An 18,295-nucleotide genomic window follows, 5' to 3' on the forward strand; every position below is an offset into this window, starting at 1 on the left:
TAAATTTTTGCGACTGTATCGCGATCTCGCATGAAATCCATCGGACTTATCGGCGGGCTCGGACCTGAGTCGACCGTCGACTACTATCGCTCGCTCATCGAGACGCATCGGTCGCGATATCCTGACGCAGATCCACCGTCGATCATCATCAACAGTGTGAATATGCAGCATGTCCTCCGCTGCGTTCGTGGAGAACGTCTTCATGACCTCGCTGCGTTTCTGGTATCGGAGTTGCAAAAGCTTGCGGTAGCGGGTGCGGACTTCGCTCTGCTAACCGCGAACACACCACACATCGTCTTCGACGAGGTTGAGCGCGCTTCTCCGCTTCCTCTCATTAGCATCGTGCAGGCCACGGCCGACCGCGCTCATCAATCCGGTTTCCGGCGGGTCGGTTTGCTGGGGACACGATTCACGATGCAGGCGACGTTCTACCCTGACGTATTTGCAAGGAAGCAGATGCAGATCCACGTGCCCGATGAGAACGATCAGGCTTACATCCACGAAAGATATTTCAAGGAACTGGTGAACGGAGTTTTTCTCGACGAGACTCGTCAAGCGCTTACCGAGATGATCGTGCGAATGAAGAATCGGGATGGCATACAGGCGGTGATTCTGGGAGGCACTGAGCTACCGTTGCTTCTGCGTGGAGGCGAAGCTGGCGGTGTTCCACTGCTAGACACTACGCAGATTCACGTCGAGGCCGCGCTTGAGCGCTTGAGCTCGTAAGTGTGGTTCGAGAGACTCCGCGCGACGTTGGCTTCGGGGCTGTAGATCAGCACTTCTGGGCTCATCTGCGGCATAGCAGACCATGAATCCCCCACCCAAGCACAATCACAGTGGTGCATGTCCAAAATCCGATGGCGCTTGTACCGTCTAAGTGGTGGCAGAGCAAGGGGAAGTCTGACGGCAACCCGGAAGATACTGACCGATGGTCAGCTTCGCGCACAAGGAGGCAGCAAGGAATGCCGTGAGGTTCTTCTATCTACGGCGCCACATAGAGCACAGCGGAAGATTGCCTGGTGCAAACACCTGCAATCCAGCGCAAACGGCGCCACGTTCCACGAAAGGAACCCGATTCCGGTTCTTCTTGAAGCAGTGAGCCGGATGTGATACCAAGTACGGACCCCGAAGTTCCTTAACTCAGAGCACTTTACAATTCCTCAACCCCCTGAGGGAGAGGCTGGTTCCGTGATCGTCCGGAGACTTTCGTGTGGCCCACTGGCGGCGGTGGTGTGTCTAACCATTTCCGCATTGGGTTTCGGACAGGAACCGTCAGGCCAACCGCAACAGACTGCCGCTGCCACAGCCCCTGCCGACCCAACGCAGCTGCCCTCAGCACGCAATAAAGACGAAGACCAGCAGAGCAAAGACACTGTCATTCAAGGTCCGCAGAGGCGATTGCCGAACCGACGTCCGATCACGACCAGCTCGGTGGAAGGGCTGGTGACGAGCACCGATGGTCGCGGAATTGGCGGTACGCGAGTCGTCATTCGCGACGCAAATGGAAGATTGCGCGCCGCCATGACCGATGCCGACGGTGTGTTTCGCGTTAGTGATCTCAATGCCGGTGTCTATCAGATCGAGTTGCGTAGACAGGGCTTCCAGGACTTTGCACGCCAAAACGTTCGCGTGGGTCCAGGCGAAGTGTTAAGCATCGAGGTGAAGCTGCAGTCGACTGAAGAATTCTTAGCGCAAGGGCCTATGGATCGTCCGCTGGCAGGCGCCGTGCCGCCAAAGGCTGGTCAGACCGAGGCGGAGGCACGCACGCCGTACAACGAAATGCGGCGGCGTCCAAACGAGACCATGCCCGTGGGGGAAGCCGCCGTGGCCCAGGCTCCTCCTACCGAGAATGAGAATTTCGAGAAGCGCACCTACCGTTGGGATATCGCTGGTGGTGACCCGAAGGATCCGCTCAACGCCTATAGGAGATATGCGGCGTCGGGCGAATACAATTACAGCAGCGGGCACTGGTACGATCCGTTCAATCGCAACAAGCTCAAGGGCGATTATCCGATCTTTGGGCAACAGACCTTCTTCGTCTTTACCGGGAGTGCGGTCAGCGCTCTCGATGGGCGGCGCCTTCCGACTCCGAGCTTAGTAGCCGCGCGCAATCCCGGATCGTTCGACTTCTTCGGTAGCGGCGGCCAATTCTTCCTCAGCCAGATATTTCGGTTTACCGGCGAGCTCTACCACGGCGACGCCAGCTTCCGTCCGAAGGATTGGCGGATCGTCTTCACTCCCGCGTTCGATGTGAACTACCTGCTAACCCGGGAACGTGGCATTGTGAACATCAATCCGCAGCGCGGGACTGATCGCTTTGACGATCACGTTGGATTGCAGGCGGCGTTTGTCGAATACAAGATCAAGGACCTAAGTCCGAACTTTGATTTCGTTTCCGTTCGCGCGGGCATTCAGCAATTTCAAAGTGACTTCAGAGGCCTGATCTATTCGGAAGAGCAGCCCGGGCTGAGGATCTTCGGGAATCTGAAGTCGGACAAATATGAGTACAACCTCGCGTACTTTTATCACCTGGAGAAGGACACCAACAGCGGATTAAACACGTTCAATGATCGGCATCAGCAAGTAGCGATTGCGAACCTGTACATCCAGGACTTTCTGTTCAAGGGTTATACGACTCAATTCAGTTATCACTTCAACAAAGACGATCCCTCGATCTACTTCAATAACAACGGGGTCATCACTCGGCCGGAACCGATTGGAGTAGTCATTCCTCATGGCATCCGCTCGCATTATGCGGGATGGACCAGCAACGGCCACATCAAGCGCATCAATGTGTCGTCTGCCTTCTATCAGGTGCTGGGATACGATACCGACAACCAAGTCGCATCGCGGCGGAATGTTGTTCCGTGTCCGCAGGGATTTGGGAAGTGCGATCGGGTGGACATCAACGCGCAACTGGGCGCGTTGGAATTGTCGCTGGACAAAGATTGGCTGCGGCTGCGCACGTCGTTCTTCTATGCTTCCGGTGACAAGAATCCGCGCGATGGCATAGCGCGAGGATTCGATTCCATTGATGAATCGCAGAGCTTTGCCGGTGGACCATTTAGTTTCTGGAACCGCGAAGGCATTCGACTCACGAGCACTCTTATCGGCCTTAAATCCGAGAATGCTCTGTTTCCCGATCTGCGAGCCAGCAAGAATGAAGGCCAGGCGAACTATGTGAATCCCGGCGCCTATGTGTACAACGCCGGAGCTGATTTCGACATAACTCCGAAGATGCGCTGGGTAGTGAACTTCAACTACCTGCAATTCGTGCACACCGACCCGATCCAGTTAGTGCTCTTCCAGAACCATATTCATCGCGGCATTGGGGCGGACTTCGGCACCGGTGTGATTTACAGGCCGCCGCTGTCGGAGAACATCATTATCGAAGGTGGCATCACCGGGCTCGTTCCAGCACGGGGCTTGCGCGACATCTACACCGGCCAAACGCTGCTTAGCGCATTCGGTCTGATTAAGTTTGTGTTCTGAGGAAGCAAGTTGAAACCAGTCAGCTCAGGGGATTAATGAAGAGGTCTCGCGGCGTTCGCTTGGCTTGGGTCTTTGGCCTCGCAATTTGTTTGGTGTTCATCACGCGCGTGGTCGCACGCGCGAATCCATTCAGCAACCGACAAGAAACGCAGCAATCCCAACAGGCAGGCTCGGCAAATTCTCAAGCCACGTCTCCGGATCAAACCGAGAGCATCACGGAACGAACGCAACGGCGAGGGTCGCAACTCCTAATTCTCCAGACGCAAGAAGAAGCGGACACCAAGATTCGCGGTTGCATGAGTTCCGGCTGTCATAACCCAATCGACAGCACGACGATGCACGCACCCGGGACGGTGCGCCTGGGCTGTACCGACTGCCACGGCGGTGATGCGTCGGTAATGAACAGCGCGGCCAAGGATTCTGCCCAATATGACGAGGCGAAGAATAAAGCGCATGTGCGCGCACGCTTTCGCGAGGACGAGCATTCAGCGGCAAATCCAGTGCGTTCCTATTTTGGAGCGCGCTGGCTAAAAGAGAGCGCGGAGTGGGTGAAGTTCGTCAACCCTAGCGACAACCGAGTGTCGCAGGAGACGTGCGGACGTTCCGGCTGCCACTCTGAAGAGGTGCACCAGGTACGCACCAGCATGATGACTCACGGCGCGATGCTCTGGGGCGCCGCACTCTATAACAACGGCGGGTATCCAATAAAGAATCCGCGTTTTGGTGAGAGCTATGGGCGCGACGGCAAGCCACAGCGCTTGATTACCTGGCCTCCTCCAACTCCGGAGGAGACGAAGCAGAAAGGTGTGTTGCCGTATATCGACCCGCTGCAGCGCTGGGAGATTTCCCAACCTGGGAACGTATTGCGCGTCTTCGAACGCGGCGGACGCGAAAAAGGCGAAATTGGAAATCCCGTTTCAGATGAGGATCCAGGCCATCCCGATGTGAAGCTATCGACACGAGGATTTGGCACAGAATTGCGTACCGATCCGGTCTTTCTTGGGTTGCAGAAAACTCGCCTGCTCGATCCGCTCCTCTCATTCCCCGGCACCAACGATCAGCCGGGCGACTATCGCCAGGGAGGATGCAGCGCGTGTCACGTGGTTTACGCCAACGACCGTGATCCGATGCACTCGGGAAACTACGCCAGATACGGCAATCTGGGATTGTCGCAACAGTCTGACCCGACGATCTCGAAGAGCGAGAGCGGCCATCCCTTGCAGCATGTTTTCACGCTGTCGATTCCATCCAGTCAATGCATGACGTGCCACATGCATCCGGGCACGAACATGGTTACCACCTACTTCGGATATACCTGGTGGGACAACGAGATCAATGCCGACAAGATGTATCCGGAGAAGCAGCACGATCCTTCGGCTACCGAAGCATACCGAGCGCAAGTGCGTAACCCCGAAGGCGCAGCCGATCGCGGCAAATGGCGCGACGTAAACTTCTTGCAGCAGGTTGGGACCCCCGAGTTCAACAAGCAACTGGATAAGACCCAGATGGCGGACTTTCACAGCCATGGCTGGATCTTCCGAGCGGTTTACAAGCACGATCGCAAGGGAAATCTCCTCGACGCCGATGACAAGATCGTCGACTGGAAAGACCCCGACAAATTCAAAAAGGCCGTTCACCTGGCTGACATCCATCTTGATAAGGGAATGCAATGCGCCGACTGCCACTTCTCGCAGGACAACCATGGCAACGGCAAGCTTTACGGCGAGACGCGCAATGCGCTGGTAATCACGTGCGAAGCTTGCCATGGCGACATTCGCTCACGCGCAACGCTGGTATCGAGCGGTCCGGCCGCACCCAGCAACGGGATTAATCTTGCGATTAACACTACGCCGTTCAAGCAGAAACAGTTCTACTGGCGCGGCGATCGTCTCTACCAACGCTCGATCATGGACCCAAATCAGGAATGGGAGGTCGTGCAGGTAATCGACACCATCATGCCTGGTCATCCGCATTACAGCGAGAAGTCACGCTTGGCAAAGACGATTCAGAAAGACGGCTCGACGTGGGGAGCGCTCGTCGATCAGAACGACCTCACCAAACTCGCGCACTCTTCGAGCAAGATGAGCTGCCAGAGCTGCCACACGTCCTGGACAACGAGCTGCTTCGGGTGCCATCTATCGATGTCGGCAAATCAGCGTATGCCCATGTTGCACAACGAAGGGCTGCTGACGCGCAACTATACAGCCTACGACTTCATGGTGCTGCGCGATGACGTCTACATGCTCGGCATCGATGGCACCGTCACCGGCAATCGCGTCTCGCCAATTCGCTCTGCTTGCGCTGTCGTCGTGAGCTCACAAAACGCCCAGCGCGATTGGCTCTACTACCAGCAGCAGACAGTCTCATCCGAAGGCTTTAGTGGACAAGCCTTTAGTCCGTACGTCCCCCATACGGTTCGCGCCAAAGAAACGAAGGAATGCACTGACTGCCACGTCTCGCAGGACAAAGACAATAACGCCTGGATGGCTCAAGTCCTTGTTCAGGGCACGAACTTCCTCAACTTCATGGGACGCTACGTCTATGTCGCGACAGGCGAAGACGGATTCAATGCCGTTAAAGTAGCCGAGCACGAGGAGCCTCCCGCGATTTATGGAAGCGACTTCCACAAGGTCGCTTATCCCAAAAACTACGAGGAATTTCAAAAACACAAATTGGAGCTTGAGGCCGACGAGCATCCAGTTCGGGCAAAGCTCGGGGGACAAGAGGTACTCGACATCCAACTGCGTGGCGAATACGTCTACACGGCTTTAGGCAAAGGCGGGTTCCGTTTCTACGATGTCGCGCAAATCGACAACAAGGATTTCTCGGAGAAGATCGTTACCGCTCCCGTTTCACCTTTAGGACAAAAGTTCTATGTAAAGAGCAAGTACGCTACGGCCATTGCGACGCCGACCACTCTAGGCGTTGATCCGCTGCGGACCCACGATCCTCAAAACGAGGAGCAGAAGATCCACTTGATGTATGGCTTCCTCTTCGGAACGGATAAGTACGAAGGATTGGTAGTAATCGGCAACAGCCTCAAAGAAAAGAAAGACTTCGCTGGCGTAGGCACACTACTCGATGGAAATCCGGCGAACAATTTCGTTCATCGCGCCGCAACGTTCAATCCCGACGGAAAGTTGAATGGCGCTCACCGCATCACGATCGCGGGAGTGTACGCATACATCTTGTGCGATCGGGGACTCGAGGTTGTGAGTCTCGACGATCCACTGCATCCCAAAATCACGGCCGAGATCGGAGCGCCTGTACTCAACGAGCCCACCGGAGTGGCGGTGCAATTCCGGTATGCGTTTGTAACCGATAAAGAAGGGCTTAAGGTCTTCGATGTGACCCATCTCGACCAACCTAAGTTGGTCGAAGCCGCGAAGGTCCCATTACGGGATGCACGCAACGTTTATCTCTCACGTACGTACGCTTATGTGTCCGACGGCAAGGATGGAATTGCCATCGTCGATATCGAACGCCCAGAGAAGCCCAAGCTCGCACAGATGTTCAACGCCAACGGCGAACTGAAAGATACGCGCGATCTGAAGACGGGAATGGTCAGCTCCAGTCAGTTCGCGTTCGTTGCCGATGGCGAGGATGGGTTCAAGATCGTTCAACTCTTTTCGCCGGTGGACAACGACAAGTTTTACGGATTCAGTCCCCCGCCGACTCCGAAACTCATTGCCAGATACAAGACGAAGGGGCCTGCGCTTATCGTGTCGGAAGGCACTGACCGTGACCGCGGTGTCGACGAGAGCGGAAATCAGCTCTCAGTGTTTGGCCGCCGTGGTGCGCGACCCTTCAATCAGCAGGAAATGCAGCTCATGTACATGCGCAACGGCGAACTCTACACCGTAACCAATGATCCTCCCGGACGGCCTGTGGATTCCCACACTCCACTCAAGGCGGGCCATGGCGCGCCGGAAGAGAAGAAGGGAAGCGGCGGACAGAGGTAGAGAGGCCCGTAACTTTAGTACCGGACTCATTTCGAATCGTGACGGCAGACGCGCACGACGTTGTTCTGTGCGGCCGGATCTCACTATTCGCGTACAGTCGTAATTTCCTGCGCCGGATCGCCGCCAGCGTAAGTCTGCGCGATGATCAGGCGGCGCGCTTCAATCCGGAACTCTTTGAGTTGAGTCCTGAACCAAATCGAGCCCAGGATTGAGCAGGCTCCGCCAGCCGCAACCGTAAAAGGCGCTCCCATGCGCTCGGACAGGGCTCCAGCGAGCAGCGCTCCAAGCGGCGCCATGCCCATCATCATCATGGAATAGACGGACATGATCCGACCGCGAAGGCGGTCGGGAACCATTGATTGGATGAGCGTGTTCGTCGAGGCCATCTGCACCATCATGAACAGTCCAACTGGAATCAGGAGTACAGCAGAAGCCCAAAAGACCCGTGAGTAAGAAAACAAGATAAGAGACACGCCGAAAGAAGCCGAAGATGCGGCGACCCACGTTCCCAGCCCTCTTAGGCTTGATTTAGAGGCCAGCGCCAACGCTCCGATCAGCGCTCCTGTGCCACTGAATCCCATGAGTATCCCCAACCCGCGTGCGCCGCTATGCAGAATTTGATCGGCAAAGATCGGCATCAGCACCGCATACGGCATGCCTACCAGGCTAACCACACCAACCAGCAGCAGCAGTGCAAATATTGGTTTCGTGTGCAGGACCCACTGGAAGCCTTCCTTGATATCCTCTAAGGCCGACGTTTCCCGGGGATGAGGGGACCATGGCGGGACCTTCATCATCAAAAGCCCGGCCAAAACCGCGATGTAGCTGACGGCATTGGCAAAGAAGCACCATCCTTCGCCGATGCTGGCGACTAGAACGCCAGCTATCGCAGGTCCTATGACACGAGCACCGTTGAACATCGAGGAGTTGAGCGCGATCGCATTCATCAAGTCCTCTCGACCTACCATCTCCACAATGAAGGCCTGGCGGGCCGGTATGTCAAAAGCGTTCACGAATCCAAGCAGGGCAGCAAGCACGAAGACGTGCCACACTTTTACTACGCCAAGCAAGGTGATCGCAGCCAGGATGGATGCAAGAATCATCGAGAGGGCCTGGGTAGCGATGATTACGCGATGCCGGTGACGCCGGTCGACAACGGCGCCCCCGATGGGCGAGAGCAGGAAGATCGGGATTTGCGACGAAAATGAAACTGCGCCCAGCAGCAATGATGATCCAGTGAGCCGGTAGATGAGCCACGCCTCAGCGACGTTCTGCATCCAGGTGCCAACCAGGGAGATGAGCTGACCTGCGAAGAAGAGCTGGAAATTGCGATGGCGTAGAGAGCGGAATGCGCTCGCAAATTTGGCAGGCAGGTAGCTTGTCGTCAGGGTAGCCACGGTATGATTCGATGCGGCAGGGGACGAGAGCCTCAAACTCTTCCAGCCTCGTAAACTGCTGCAACTTCCATAATACCGACTCGGGAACACCAGGAGGATGATTTGAATCCGAGCATCGCTTACTTCGAGGAGCTGTATGCCTTCAACGCCTGGGCCAATGATCGAGCCTTTGACGCCGCCCAGCCGCTAGACCCGGACTTGCTCAGGCGAGACTTGGGCAACAGTTTTGGCTCGCTTCATGACACGTTCACGCATATCGCTGGGGCGGAGTGGATTTGGTTGGAGCGATGGAATGGACGTTGGCCGGCAGGTTTGCTTCAGCCTTCGGAGTTCAGCGGACTCCAGGCTATTCGCGAGAAGATGAATCAGGTCCGCTCCGATCGCCAGAAGTGGCTGTCCTCTTTGCGAGAGGACGACTTGCGTAAGGACATCCGGTATCGGAATCTTCGAGGACAGTTCTACTCCTATCCACTTTGGCAGCAATTAGCCCATGTAGCGAACCACTCGACCTATCATCGTGGCCAGATCACCACAATGTTGCGACAGCTTGGCGCGGCAGCCGCTTCTACAGATCTGCTGCTCTATTACGATGAGCGCAATCAGCGGCAACATTCGGCGGTTGCCAGATAAATAGCAGCGTTTCTCCTTGCCCTCAAGCACGCAACGGCCCGAAAACCCGCCAGCATGCAGGCCACGCTGTTACCTTTGTGTGTCCAAAATCCCTGAAAACCGCTTGCGATTGGGAGCGTGTTGTTTTATTTTCAGTTCGCCATGCAGGAACACGACGAAAACGCGGATGACGTAAGCGCCTCAGATCGCGCTCGCCAGCGCGCCCAGAAGACGCAGAAACCGCACACTAAAAAGAAAAAGGAATAGCTCGTAGCCTCCGGCTGACTCCGAAACGGGACCCGCTGTTCTCTCCTCAAATTCCCACCCAGCGGGAAGGTCAAACCCGAGATCCCGCACGACATTACCCCCATCCACAGTCGCAATCTCTCTGGACTTTTCTCTGGCCTGAAGCGCGAGCAATCCCGGTCACCTCATTTGTTCAGGCCAAATCGCGAACATAAGTTGCTCCTCGCGAACTAAGACTTGGCCTTCCCACCTCGCTCGAGTTAGCCGGTTCCGGGTAGTACTACGGTTTTTTACTAGTCCTCCCTTAGTACCAAAAATCGTGAAATTGCGTTTCTAAGGCTAACCCCTCATATCGCCAGAGTAGATGGACTTTTATGGTGCGACTTACGCCGCATTACAAACAGCCGCGCGAAAAAATCAATTTGGAGACTTAGGTTTTTGAACATATTCTCGAAATGGGCTCTAGCCCTCATCGTTCTGAGCACACTGACTGCATCCGCGCAGGTTTCCGTCAGCTCGCCTTCAGATGGCGCCACCGTGGGTTCCCCGGTGCATGTAGTCGCTTCGGCAAACGCAGCTAACGGCATTGCCGCAATCCGCGTCTGGGTAGACAACAACAGCGTATATCTCGCTAACAGCAGCAGCATCGACACAAATATTCCGATGAGCCTGGGTTCTCACTACGTCGTTGTGCAAGCCTGGGACAATTCTGGGAATCCGTCGAAGCAGGTAATGACGATTAACGTAGCTGCCTCGGCAACCCCGACCTCCGCGTCGAGCAGTAGCGGAGCAGCTGTCAACGTGACCTCGCCGTCCGCAGGACAGACCGTGGGTTCGCCCACGCACTTTGTGGCGTCGGCCACCCAGCAGGGCCAGTACCCGGTCACCGCAATGCAGGTTTACGTTGACGATCAGCTCAGCTACAGCGTCAACGGGGCCCAGTTGGATACGTATCTCAATCTAGGTGGAGGATCGCACAATGCGGTGGTTAAGTCCTGGAATACTGCGGATCAGGCCTACAGCCAGGCAGTGAGCTTCACGGTTGGCAGCAGCAGTTCGCCGGTACCTGCGCCAGCGCCGACCCCTTCCGGAGGCCCTGGTGTAACGGTCACCTCGCCCTCCAACGGAGGCAGCTCCGGCTCCTCGATTCATGTAGTCGCCTCGGCGCAAGCCAGCGGCGGCATCGCCGCAATGCAAATTTATCTCGACGACAATCTTGTATTCCGAACCAACGCGGGCAGCCTCGACTCCAACGTGAACGCCGGCACCGGAAGCCACAACCTCGTCGTCCAGGCATGGGACAACAGCGGCGCGGTTTACAAGCAGCCAGTCTCCGTAAGTGTGACCGGGAATAGCGCGCCCTCACCGACCCCCACGCCAGCGCCGACGCCGACCGGCAGCGGATATTACGACATTGACCAGCTCAGTGGGTGGGACAGCTGTAACTCGTGCGCAGGTCCAGGTGGAGTCGGACCGCAGGTGAGCTATTCGCTGAGTCAGTGGCAGGGTGCGCCGTCCATTGACGGACAATCGGCGCAGTTCTGGCTTGGAGGAGGACATCCGTATTCAGGCGCTCTCTGGTGGAAGGAGCTAGCGCCAAAACCCTCCGCGTCGCACTTTACCTACGATCTGTATTTCAACTATCAGAACGCCAATGCGCCCCAGGCACTTGAATTTGATGTGAATCAGGTCGTGAATGGCGGCAGGTACATCTTCGGAACGGAATGCAACCTGAAGGAGACTGGAACCTGGCGAGTGTGGGACACAACCAACGCTCACTGGGTGAACACTGGAGTTGTATGCAGTCCTTCGGCCAACAACTGGAACCACATGACGTGGGAGTTCCAGCGCAACTTAAACGGCAGCTACACATTCCTCGCCGTGACCCTGAATGGACAGACGCAATCAATAAACCAGACGTACTGGTCAAAGCCGGAAGGTGGGGACGAGCTGAACGTAGCCGTCCAACTCGACAGCAACTATGCAGGTACGGACTATTCAGTGTGGGTGGACAAGATCGCCTTGAATTACTACTGAGGCGTTGCGGTTGGTAAGGTAGAGACGCAGCGCGCTGCGTCTCTACCCTATGAACGCTTCCTTCCGGTTTGCCGAAATGTCGGACATCGACGGGCTCCTGCCGTTGATCCAAGATTTCTACTCGTTCGAGCACCTGCCGTATGACGAAGCCCGCTTGAAGCGTCTTCTGACAGAGCTAATCGAAGATAAAAATCTTGGTCGGCTGGTCCTTTTCGAACACTCGCGCCAGTTAATCGGTTACATGGTTCTGGGCTTCGGATTCTCACTCGAGTTTCACGGACGCGATTGTTTCATCGATGAGTTTTACGTTAGGCCAGACAGACGCCAGCAAGGGATCGGCAGCGCGGCGGTCGATTTCGCAAGGCAAACTTGCCGCGAGCTCGGCATTAGGGCGTTGCACCTTGAGGCGGATCACTTCAATACGCGCGGACACGAATTCTACCGGCGCCTGGGATTCAAAGACCATGACCGACATCTGATGACCCGTTGGCTGTGAATTATTGTCTCCGCGATCCATGAATGTGCACTAAGGAGCAAATATCAGTCGCAGCGAGATCGTCAGAAGCACCAGCCCGAAGATCCGCTTCAGATAGACCACCGAAACTGTCTGCGCCAGGGTTCCTCCGAAATAGCCGCCTATCATAAATGCCGGCGGCAATCAGGAGCGCCAGTTTCAAGTTGTAGTGATGAGCGCGATAGTAGGGAATGAACGGAGCTAAGTAGATCGGCAGCGCTCCGATCAAGAGGGCAGTGCCTTGCGCGCGGACCTGTGTTTCCCGAAACAGCAGCGTCATAATGGGAATCAGAAAAGCCCCGCTTGTGCCGGTGAGCCCTACAAGAATTCCTCCCAGTATGCCTATCAGCAGCACTGGGTGCGGGAATGTTCATCTGATCTGCCTCTTAACTGTCGGAAAGTTAGATCGACTGCACAGGAATTGCGGTCAGATCCTCCACCAGACCAACTTCCTTTTGCAAAAACGGCTCTGCGTATTTCACGCCTGTCATCATGCCGTAGAAGCGGGCCATGGAATGGATGCGGTCGTGAATGTCGGCGCGCGCTGGGAATAGCCCGCTGCCCTCTTGCTGATCTTCAAACTGGGACTTGTATGCCATCAGCGCCGCGAATCTGGCCTCAAACTGGTCACTAATATCCACGACGAACGTTGGACGGACGTCGTAGTAGAGAGTGGCATAGATGATCTTGAATGGCCGGTGCGGAGGAAGCGCGTCGTCAACTTCGACTTGCACACCTTGTTCGCGCAACTTGGCGCCAATTTCCAGTTTCTTCAATCCGGCGAGAAAGCATGCCTCATAGCCCAGAGTGGAACAGGTGTAGTGATCTGGGTGGCGTCCTTGCCAGTAGGGAAGAATGACTACTCGAGGGCGCGTGCGACGAATCACGCGCGCGATCTTGAGGCGATTTACCCAAGTGTTCTCGACACGGCCGTCCGGGATATCAAGGGCTTCGCGCCAGCACGCCTGCATCAGCCGCGCCGCCTCGTTCGCTTCGCGCTCACGATCAGCTGCTGTGCCGCGAGTTCCCATTTCGCCCCGCGTCAAGTCGAGTATTCCTGTGCGCTGACCCTTCTGCGCCATCTTCAGCAACGTGCCGCCGCAGGTTTGTTCTACATCGTCGCGATGAGCCGCGATGGCGAGGATGTCGAGCTGTGATGTGGGTTTCGAACTGGGAGCGGGCATCTAGGCCAGGCTCCCGGATTCCACAACGACGTTCTCCCGAACGATTAGGCGCGAGCCTGACATCTGTTTAAGCGTGGGCAAGACCCGGCTTACGTGTTCTTCTTCGTCTACAAACAGAACGACCAGAGGGAGCTTGCCGCCAGCGTCCACGAGAGTGCTTGTTTTTACGCGGCTGCGGCCAATGAATCCGGCCACTGCGTGCATCACAACGGCGTTGGCGATGTTCTCATGCCGCAAGTAGTTGAGAATCTGAAGGTGTGCCGGGCGACGCTGATATTCGTCGCCTTCATTGAGATAAATGGTTACTTGGACGGCCACGGTCGAAATTGTAAACGACGTATGCAGCTTCGAAGATTTCGTGCCTACAGCCACCTGGCTAATGCCGCTCCGGCTACCACTGCGGCCAGACAAAGCAAATTGTTGCTCAAGACGTTCATAGCCAATAGGCTCCAGTGTCCCTGTTCAAAGTAGGCGATGGTTTCGAACGCATAGCTGGAAAAGGTCGTATAAGAACCGCAGAAACCGATTGCGATTAGCCATCGCCACTTCGGATCGGCAAAGACCCGCTCCGTGGTCCAGATAAGAAACAAGCCAAGAATGAAACTGCCGGTGATGTTGATGATCAAAGTGCCGTAAGGAAAGTTAGGCGAAAGCAGCTTGGCAGCAAGGCGACTAACGAAGTACCGCAGATTGGCTCCGAGAAGAGCACCCAGGGAAACCCAGAGATAGGCTCGCATGAAGTTCGTCCGTCCTAAGACTTCCACCTGTCCAGCAAGGCTGGAAGTGAGATGGTAGGAGTCATCAGCCGTGAGAGCGGCGGTTCAGGCGAACTCCATCGCCTTACAAGCAGCAATGACATTGTAGCGGACGGGTTGGCGTTGATTGTGAAGCAACGCCGTTAAGCAGCCTAGCTCTTGCGCTCCACCAGAAAGTGAGCCAACGATCTCAAAGTTTCGCTACGGGGGCCAAAGGGATCAAGCGCCGCGCATCCCCGCGCAACTAGTGCGTCTGCACGACGTAGAGATTCGTCAATGCCGAATACAGCCGGATAGGTCGCCTTGTCGGACGCAGAATCCTTGCCGGCGGTTTTTCCAAGCTCAGCTGACGATTTGGTTACATCAAGCACGTCATCGACGATCTGGAATGCCAGACCGATCGAGCGGCCAAACTCCCGCAGCTTTGCGATCTCGTCTTCAGTGCCACTCGCGTAAATCCCACCGGTAGCCAGACTGGCGGTAATCAACGCTCCGGTTTTCGAACGGTGGATGTATTCGACAGCCACAGCATCCGCGTGAGTCTTCTCTGCCTCAAGATCCATTACCTGACCGCCGATCATGCCGTCGACTGTGCCGGTGCCGCGGGCAATCTCTTCAACGATGCGAATGCGCGCATCCGCAGCGCAGGATAACTTGCTGAGCACTTCGTAGGCGTAGGTTTGAAGGGCATCCCCCGCGAGAATAGCAATGTCCTCGCCGAATGCCACATGGCAGGTCGGCTTACCTCGACGCAGGTCGTCGTTGTCCAGGGCTGGAAGATCGTCGTGAATGAGCGAATAGGTATGCAGCATCTCCAGTGCGCTGCCCAGTTCTTCAACACCAATTGGCAGCTCGCCGATGGGCAGTTCGCGCTGCACCATGCGAGCCGCTTCCATGCAGAGGATCGGCCGAAGCCGCTTGCCGCCAGCAAAAACACTGTGGCGCATGGCTTTGTGGATCGATGTAGGAATTTGCGTCTCAGGAGGCAGAAGTCGATCGAGTGTCGAGTCGACAAGCGCACACCCAGCGGTGAGAGTGTCTTTCAGCGATGTCGAGCCGTTGCGTGGATCCCGCCACCCTCGGCCGCTTGTCTGCTTCAGACTTCGCGAATCTGTTGGTTCACTTACTTTCAATGAGGAGTCCCTTCAAGGAAGCAAACAAATTAAGAGGCGGCTATTTTCCAGTCGACCTATCCTCGCCTAAAGCTTCAAACGGTTGTGCCTGGAGCTTGCCTCCTTGCTTCATCAGAATCTCTACCTTGCCTTCGGCTGCCTCGAGTTCCTGCCGGCAGGAGTTGGACAGGCGTACCCCTTCTTCGAAAAGCTTCAAGGATTGCTCGAGTGACAGGTCTCCCTTCTCCAGTTGGTCCACAATCTTTTCTAGCTGTTGCAGCCAATCTTCAAATTTCGGCAAGGAGTGTCTCCAGAATCATTGTAAGGGTAAGCGGCGTCATTCAGCGCTCAGCCGACTGCGATGATTCGGTGTTCTGAAATAGTAACGGCACGAAAATGGCGAGATTTCTTCGCCAGACCGTCCAGGTATGAGCGCCAGGGGTGTCGACGTCCGTGTGCTTTACTCCCTTAGATGTGAGCCATTCACGAAGCTTTTGGTTCGATTCGAACAGATGGTCTTCCTTACCGCAGGCGATCCACAGCAAGCTCAACTTGGCAACTTCTTTCGACCTCATGCCTGCAAACTGCTGGTCGAACTCTTCGCTTAAACCCCCTGTGCTGAATGCGCCAATCCATCCAAAGCGCCCTGCCGAGGTTAGTCCGACAAATAACGATTCTGCGCCGCCCATTGAGAGTCCTGCTATAGCTCGCGAACTGGCGTCTTTTGCTGCGGCATACTCCTTCTCAACCCGTGGCATGACTTCCTGAAGCAAGGACGTCCGGAACTTCTCCAGATTGCGCCGGCGTAGCTCGTCGTTTCGAAGTCCATGAGAACCGGGCGCGAGTATTTTCGGTTCGCCATAACCGAGGGGCATCACGACAAGCATAGGTCGGGCTTTCTTTTGCGCGATTAGATTATCGAGGATCACGTTCGCGCGACCTACTGCAGTCCATGCGCTGGCATCGTCGCTGTAACCATGCAGGAGATAAAGGACCGGATACGGTATTTTCGCCAGGGCATCGTAGCCCGGCGGAGTGTACACGTAATAATCGCGCTGATCACCAGCTACGCCCGATTTATAAAAATGCCGATGAACCACCCCATGAGGTATCTCATTCACTTCCCAAGGCAGCGACGATGGTCCGGGCACATGCACCATGCTTTGTGTTCCCACCAGATTGGGTTTCATCAATGGATTGGCGGGATCGATTAGGGCCACGCCGTCAGCGATGAAGGAATAACCGTAGTAGTCGGGTTCGAGCTGATTAGTAGTAACACTCCAAACACCGGCATCGTCCTTCAACAGTGGAAGGTGTTGCATTGTGCCTTCCAGTTGCAGTTCAACTATCTGCGCATTGGGACTGCGAAATCGGAAGGTTACTCGATTGTCCGATTGCACTTCTGGAGAGGCGATGGGAGCTTGCTGAGCGACAGCGGCTACGGTTGTGAGTGCTGCCAGACCGAGGAGCAGAGGGAGCAAAATTGAGTCGCGCACGCGGGCGATTATATCGAGCAGTCTGGGAGAATGAGCGCATGTTTCACGCTCGTGTACTCTAAAGAGTGCCCACCGCTGCCGAGATCTCAGTCTCCCCAAGAGCAGCTTTTCAGCACCGCGATTTCCGACTTTTTCAGGCTGGCCGCGCGCTCTCAATCGTTGGCTCAGAAATGCAGTCGGTCGCGGTTGGGTGGCAGGTCTTTCAGATTACGCACCGTCCGCTGGACTTAGGCTACGTCGGCCTAGTGCAGTTTCTGCCTGGGATTCTCCTGTCTCTGCCTGCCGGACACGCCGCTGATCGCTTCGATCGGCGCGGAGTACTGCTCGCGTGCAATGTCTCGTATGCATTTTGCTCTCTCCTGTTATTTCTTCAGGCCCGAGCTGGAATCCATTCTGTGCTGCCCATATTCGCGGTATTGCTATTGATCGGTATTACTCGGGCATTCAGCGGTCCCGTCAGTCAAGCTTTGGTACCGCAGGTCGTGCCCCAGGAGCATTTTGGAAACGCTGTGGCATGGGGAGCGTCGATCTTTCAGGTTGCTAGTGTAGTTGGCCCCGCCTTGGGAGGATTGATCTACGGATGGGCGCACGGAGCATATAGCGTTTATGCCACCGCCGTGTGCATGTACTCGGCGGCGTTTTCCTTCATCCTGATGATGCATGTGCGCACCGGACGAATGGAGACCAGGGATGTTTCGCTCGAGACAGTGCTAGCCGGCTTCCGCTATGTTTGGCAGGAAAAAATCATTTTGGGCTCGATTTCCCTCGATCTTTTCGCGGTCTTATTGGGCGGTGCGGTTGCGCTTCTACCTGTGTTTGCGCAGGACATTCTCCACATCGGGCCGCGCGGCCTCGGGCTTCTGCGCAGCATGCCGGCGGCCGGAGCAGCCCTGATGGCGGTCTGGCTTGCATACCGTCCACTGCGACGTCGGGCTGGTGTGACGATGTTTATTGCCATCACCATCTTCGGTGTCGCTACGATCGTTTTTGGAATTTCGCGTTCAGTCGTCGTATCTCTCATCGCACTGTTTGTAATCGGCGCCTCCGACATGATTAGCGTTGTGATCCGCAGCACACTCGTACAGATTGCTACGCCTCCCGCAATGCGCGGACGGGTGAGCGCGGTCAACCTGCTATTTATCGGAGCATCGAACGAGTTCGGACAATTCGAATCGGGGATCACCGGACAATGGTTCGGCGCAGTGCCCGCTGTTGTCCTTGGAGGAGTCGGGACTCTGCTTGTGGTAGGCGTGTGGTCGTTGATATTTCCGTCGCTGCGGCAAATGGATCGCCTGCTACCGAAATTGGAAACTCAAGTCATTCCGGAAGCCGCCGGTCAGCAGGAGCCGATCTAGTCAGAAGTTTGCAAGCCAGGAATCCCTGCTTCAGGGAAAGCGGAAGGGAATTATTCCCGTGGAAAAATTTCTCGATCGCGAAACCCGCATGAATACAGGCGAATTGGAAATCGCCAGGGAATTGTGATGGAACTAG

15 protein-coding genes and 1 riboswitch are annotated in these 18,295 nt (G+C 55.8%); of the genes, 7 read left to right on the forward strand and 8 right to left on the reverse strand.

The window, feature by feature from the left end; genetic code table 11:
- The first annotated feature begins 30 nt into the window (after nt 1-30).
- The 3 genes from VNX88_11760 (at nt 31) to VNX88_11770 (ending at nt 7,454) form a co-directional block, all read left to right on the forward strand.
- Nucleotides 31-726: an amino acid racemase gene (locus VNX88_11760; protein HWY69337.1), complete on the forward strand. Its 696-nt coding sequence runs from the start codon at nt 31-33 to the stop codon at nt 724-726.
- Between the two features lie 504 nt (nt 727-1,230).
- Complete coding sequence (locus tag VNX88_11765) at nt 1,231-3,492, forward strand: carboxypeptidase-like regulatory domain-containing protein (GenBank protein HWY69338.1); 2,262 nt, start codon at nt 1,231-1,233, stop codon at nt 3,490-3,492.
- A gap of 35 nt (nt 3,493-3,527) precedes the next feature.
- On the forward strand, nt 3,528-7,454 hold the full coding sequence (locus tag VNX88_11770) for a hypothetical protein (protein ID HWY69339.1): 3,927 nt from the start codon (nt 3,528-3,530) through the stop codon (nt 7,452-7,454).
- Nucleotides 7,455-7,537: 83 nt separating this feature from the next.
- Here the strand turns inward: VNX88_11770 and VNX88_11775 are convergent, their stop codons facing one another.
- Nucleotides 7,538-8,851, reverse strand: coding sequence for an MFS transporter (locus VNX88_11775; protein HWY69340.1), 1,314 nt, complete (start codon nt 8,849-8,851; stop codon nt 7,538-7,540).
- Nucleotides 8,852-8,953: 102 nt separating this feature from the next.
- On the opposite strand from VNX88_11775, the gene VNX88_11780 reads away from it, so the two are divergent.
- The 3 genes from VNX88_11780 to VNX88_11790 all read left to right on the forward strand — a co-directional run bounded on the left by VNX88_11780 (nt 8,954) and on the right by VNX88_11790 (nt 12,239).
- Entirely contained in the window at nt 8,954-9,481 is a 528-nt protein-coding gene (locus VNX88_11780) for a DinB family protein (GenBank protein ID HWY69341.1), read from the forward strand.
- 663 nt (nt 9,482-10,144) lie between these two features.
- The gene (locus VNX88_11785; protein HWY69342.1) at nt 10,145-11,743 is read left to right on the forward strand and encodes an Ig-like domain-containing protein; all 1,599 of its coding nucleotides are present in this window, start codon (nt 10,145-10,147) and stop codon (nt 11,741-11,743) included.
- Nucleotides 11,744-11,792: 49 nt separating this feature from the next.
- Nucleotides 11,793-12,239, forward strand: a complete 447-nt coding sequence (locus VNX88_11790; GenBank protein ID HWY69343.1) for a GNAT family N-acetyltransferase — start codon at nt 11,793-11,795, stop codon at nt 12,237-12,239.
- A gap of 1 nt (nt 12,240) precedes the next feature.
- Here VNX88_11790 and VNX88_11795 read toward each other — a convergent pair whose 3' ends face one another.
- From VNX88_11795 to VNX88_11825, 7 genes are all read right to left on the reverse strand, one after another.
- Nucleotides 12,241-12,612: a hypothetical protein gene (locus tag VNX88_11795; protein HWY69344.1), complete on the reverse strand. Its 372-nt coding sequence runs from the start codon at nt 12,610-12,612 to the stop codon at nt 12,241-12,243.
- A gap of 46 nt (nt 12,613-12,658) precedes the next feature.
- Nucleotides 12,659-13,441: a bacillithiol biosynthesis deacetylase BshB1 gene (bshB1, locus tag VNX88_11800; protein ID HWY69345.1), complete on the reverse strand. Its 783-nt coding sequence runs from the start codon at nt 13,439-13,441 to the stop codon at nt 12,659-12,661.
- Complete coding sequence (locus tag VNX88_11805; protein ID HWY69346.1) at nt 13,442-13,813, reverse strand: DUF190 domain-containing protein; 372 nt, start codon at nt 13,811-13,813, stop codon at nt 13,442-13,444.
- Complete coding sequence (gene crcB / locus VNX88_11810) at nt 13,804-14,178, reverse strand: fluoride efflux transporter CrcB (GenBank protein HWY69347.1); 375 nt, start codon at nt 14,176-14,178, stop codon at nt 13,804-13,806. Before crcB ends, VNX88_11805 begins: the two co-directional genes overlap by 10 nt.
- 48 nt (nt 14,179-14,226) lie before the next feature.
- Nucleotides 14,227-14,290: riboswitch (Fluoride riboswitch) on the reverse strand.
- A 58-nt stretch (nt 14,291-14,348) separates the two neighbouring features.
- On the reverse strand, nt 14,349-15,329 hold the full coding sequence (locus tag VNX88_11815; GenBank protein HWY69348.1) for a farnesyl diphosphate synthase: 981 nt from the start codon (nt 15,327-15,329) through the stop codon (nt 14,349-14,351).
- 40 nt (nt 15,330-15,369) lie between these two features.
- Nucleotides 15,370-15,609, reverse strand: a complete 240-nt coding sequence (locus tag VNX88_11820; GenBank protein ID HWY69349.1) for an exodeoxyribonuclease VII small subunit — start codon at nt 15,607-15,609, stop codon at nt 15,370-15,372.
- Nucleotides 15,610-15,649: 40 nt separating this feature from the next.
- Complete coding sequence (locus VNX88_11825; GenBank protein ID HWY69350.1) at nt 15,650-16,804, reverse strand: alpha/beta hydrolase-fold protein; 1,155 nt, start codon at nt 16,802-16,804, stop codon at nt 15,650-15,652.
- Nucleotides 16,805-16,869: 65 nt separating this feature from the next.
- Here VNX88_11825 and VNX88_11830 point away from each other — a divergent pair, with 65 nt between their 5' ends.
- On the forward strand, nt 16,870-18,159 hold the full coding sequence (locus tag VNX88_11830; GenBank protein HWY69351.1) for an MFS transporter: 1,290 nt from the start codon (nt 16,870-16,872) through the stop codon (nt 18,157-18,159).
- The last annotated feature ends 136 nt before the right edge of the window (nt 18,160-18,295 follow it).

The sequence above is a fragment of the Terriglobales bacterium genome (assembly GCA_035567895.1).
Classification (GTDB): Bacteria; Acidobacteriota; Terriglobia; order Terriglobales; family Acidobacteriaceae; genus Gp1-AA112.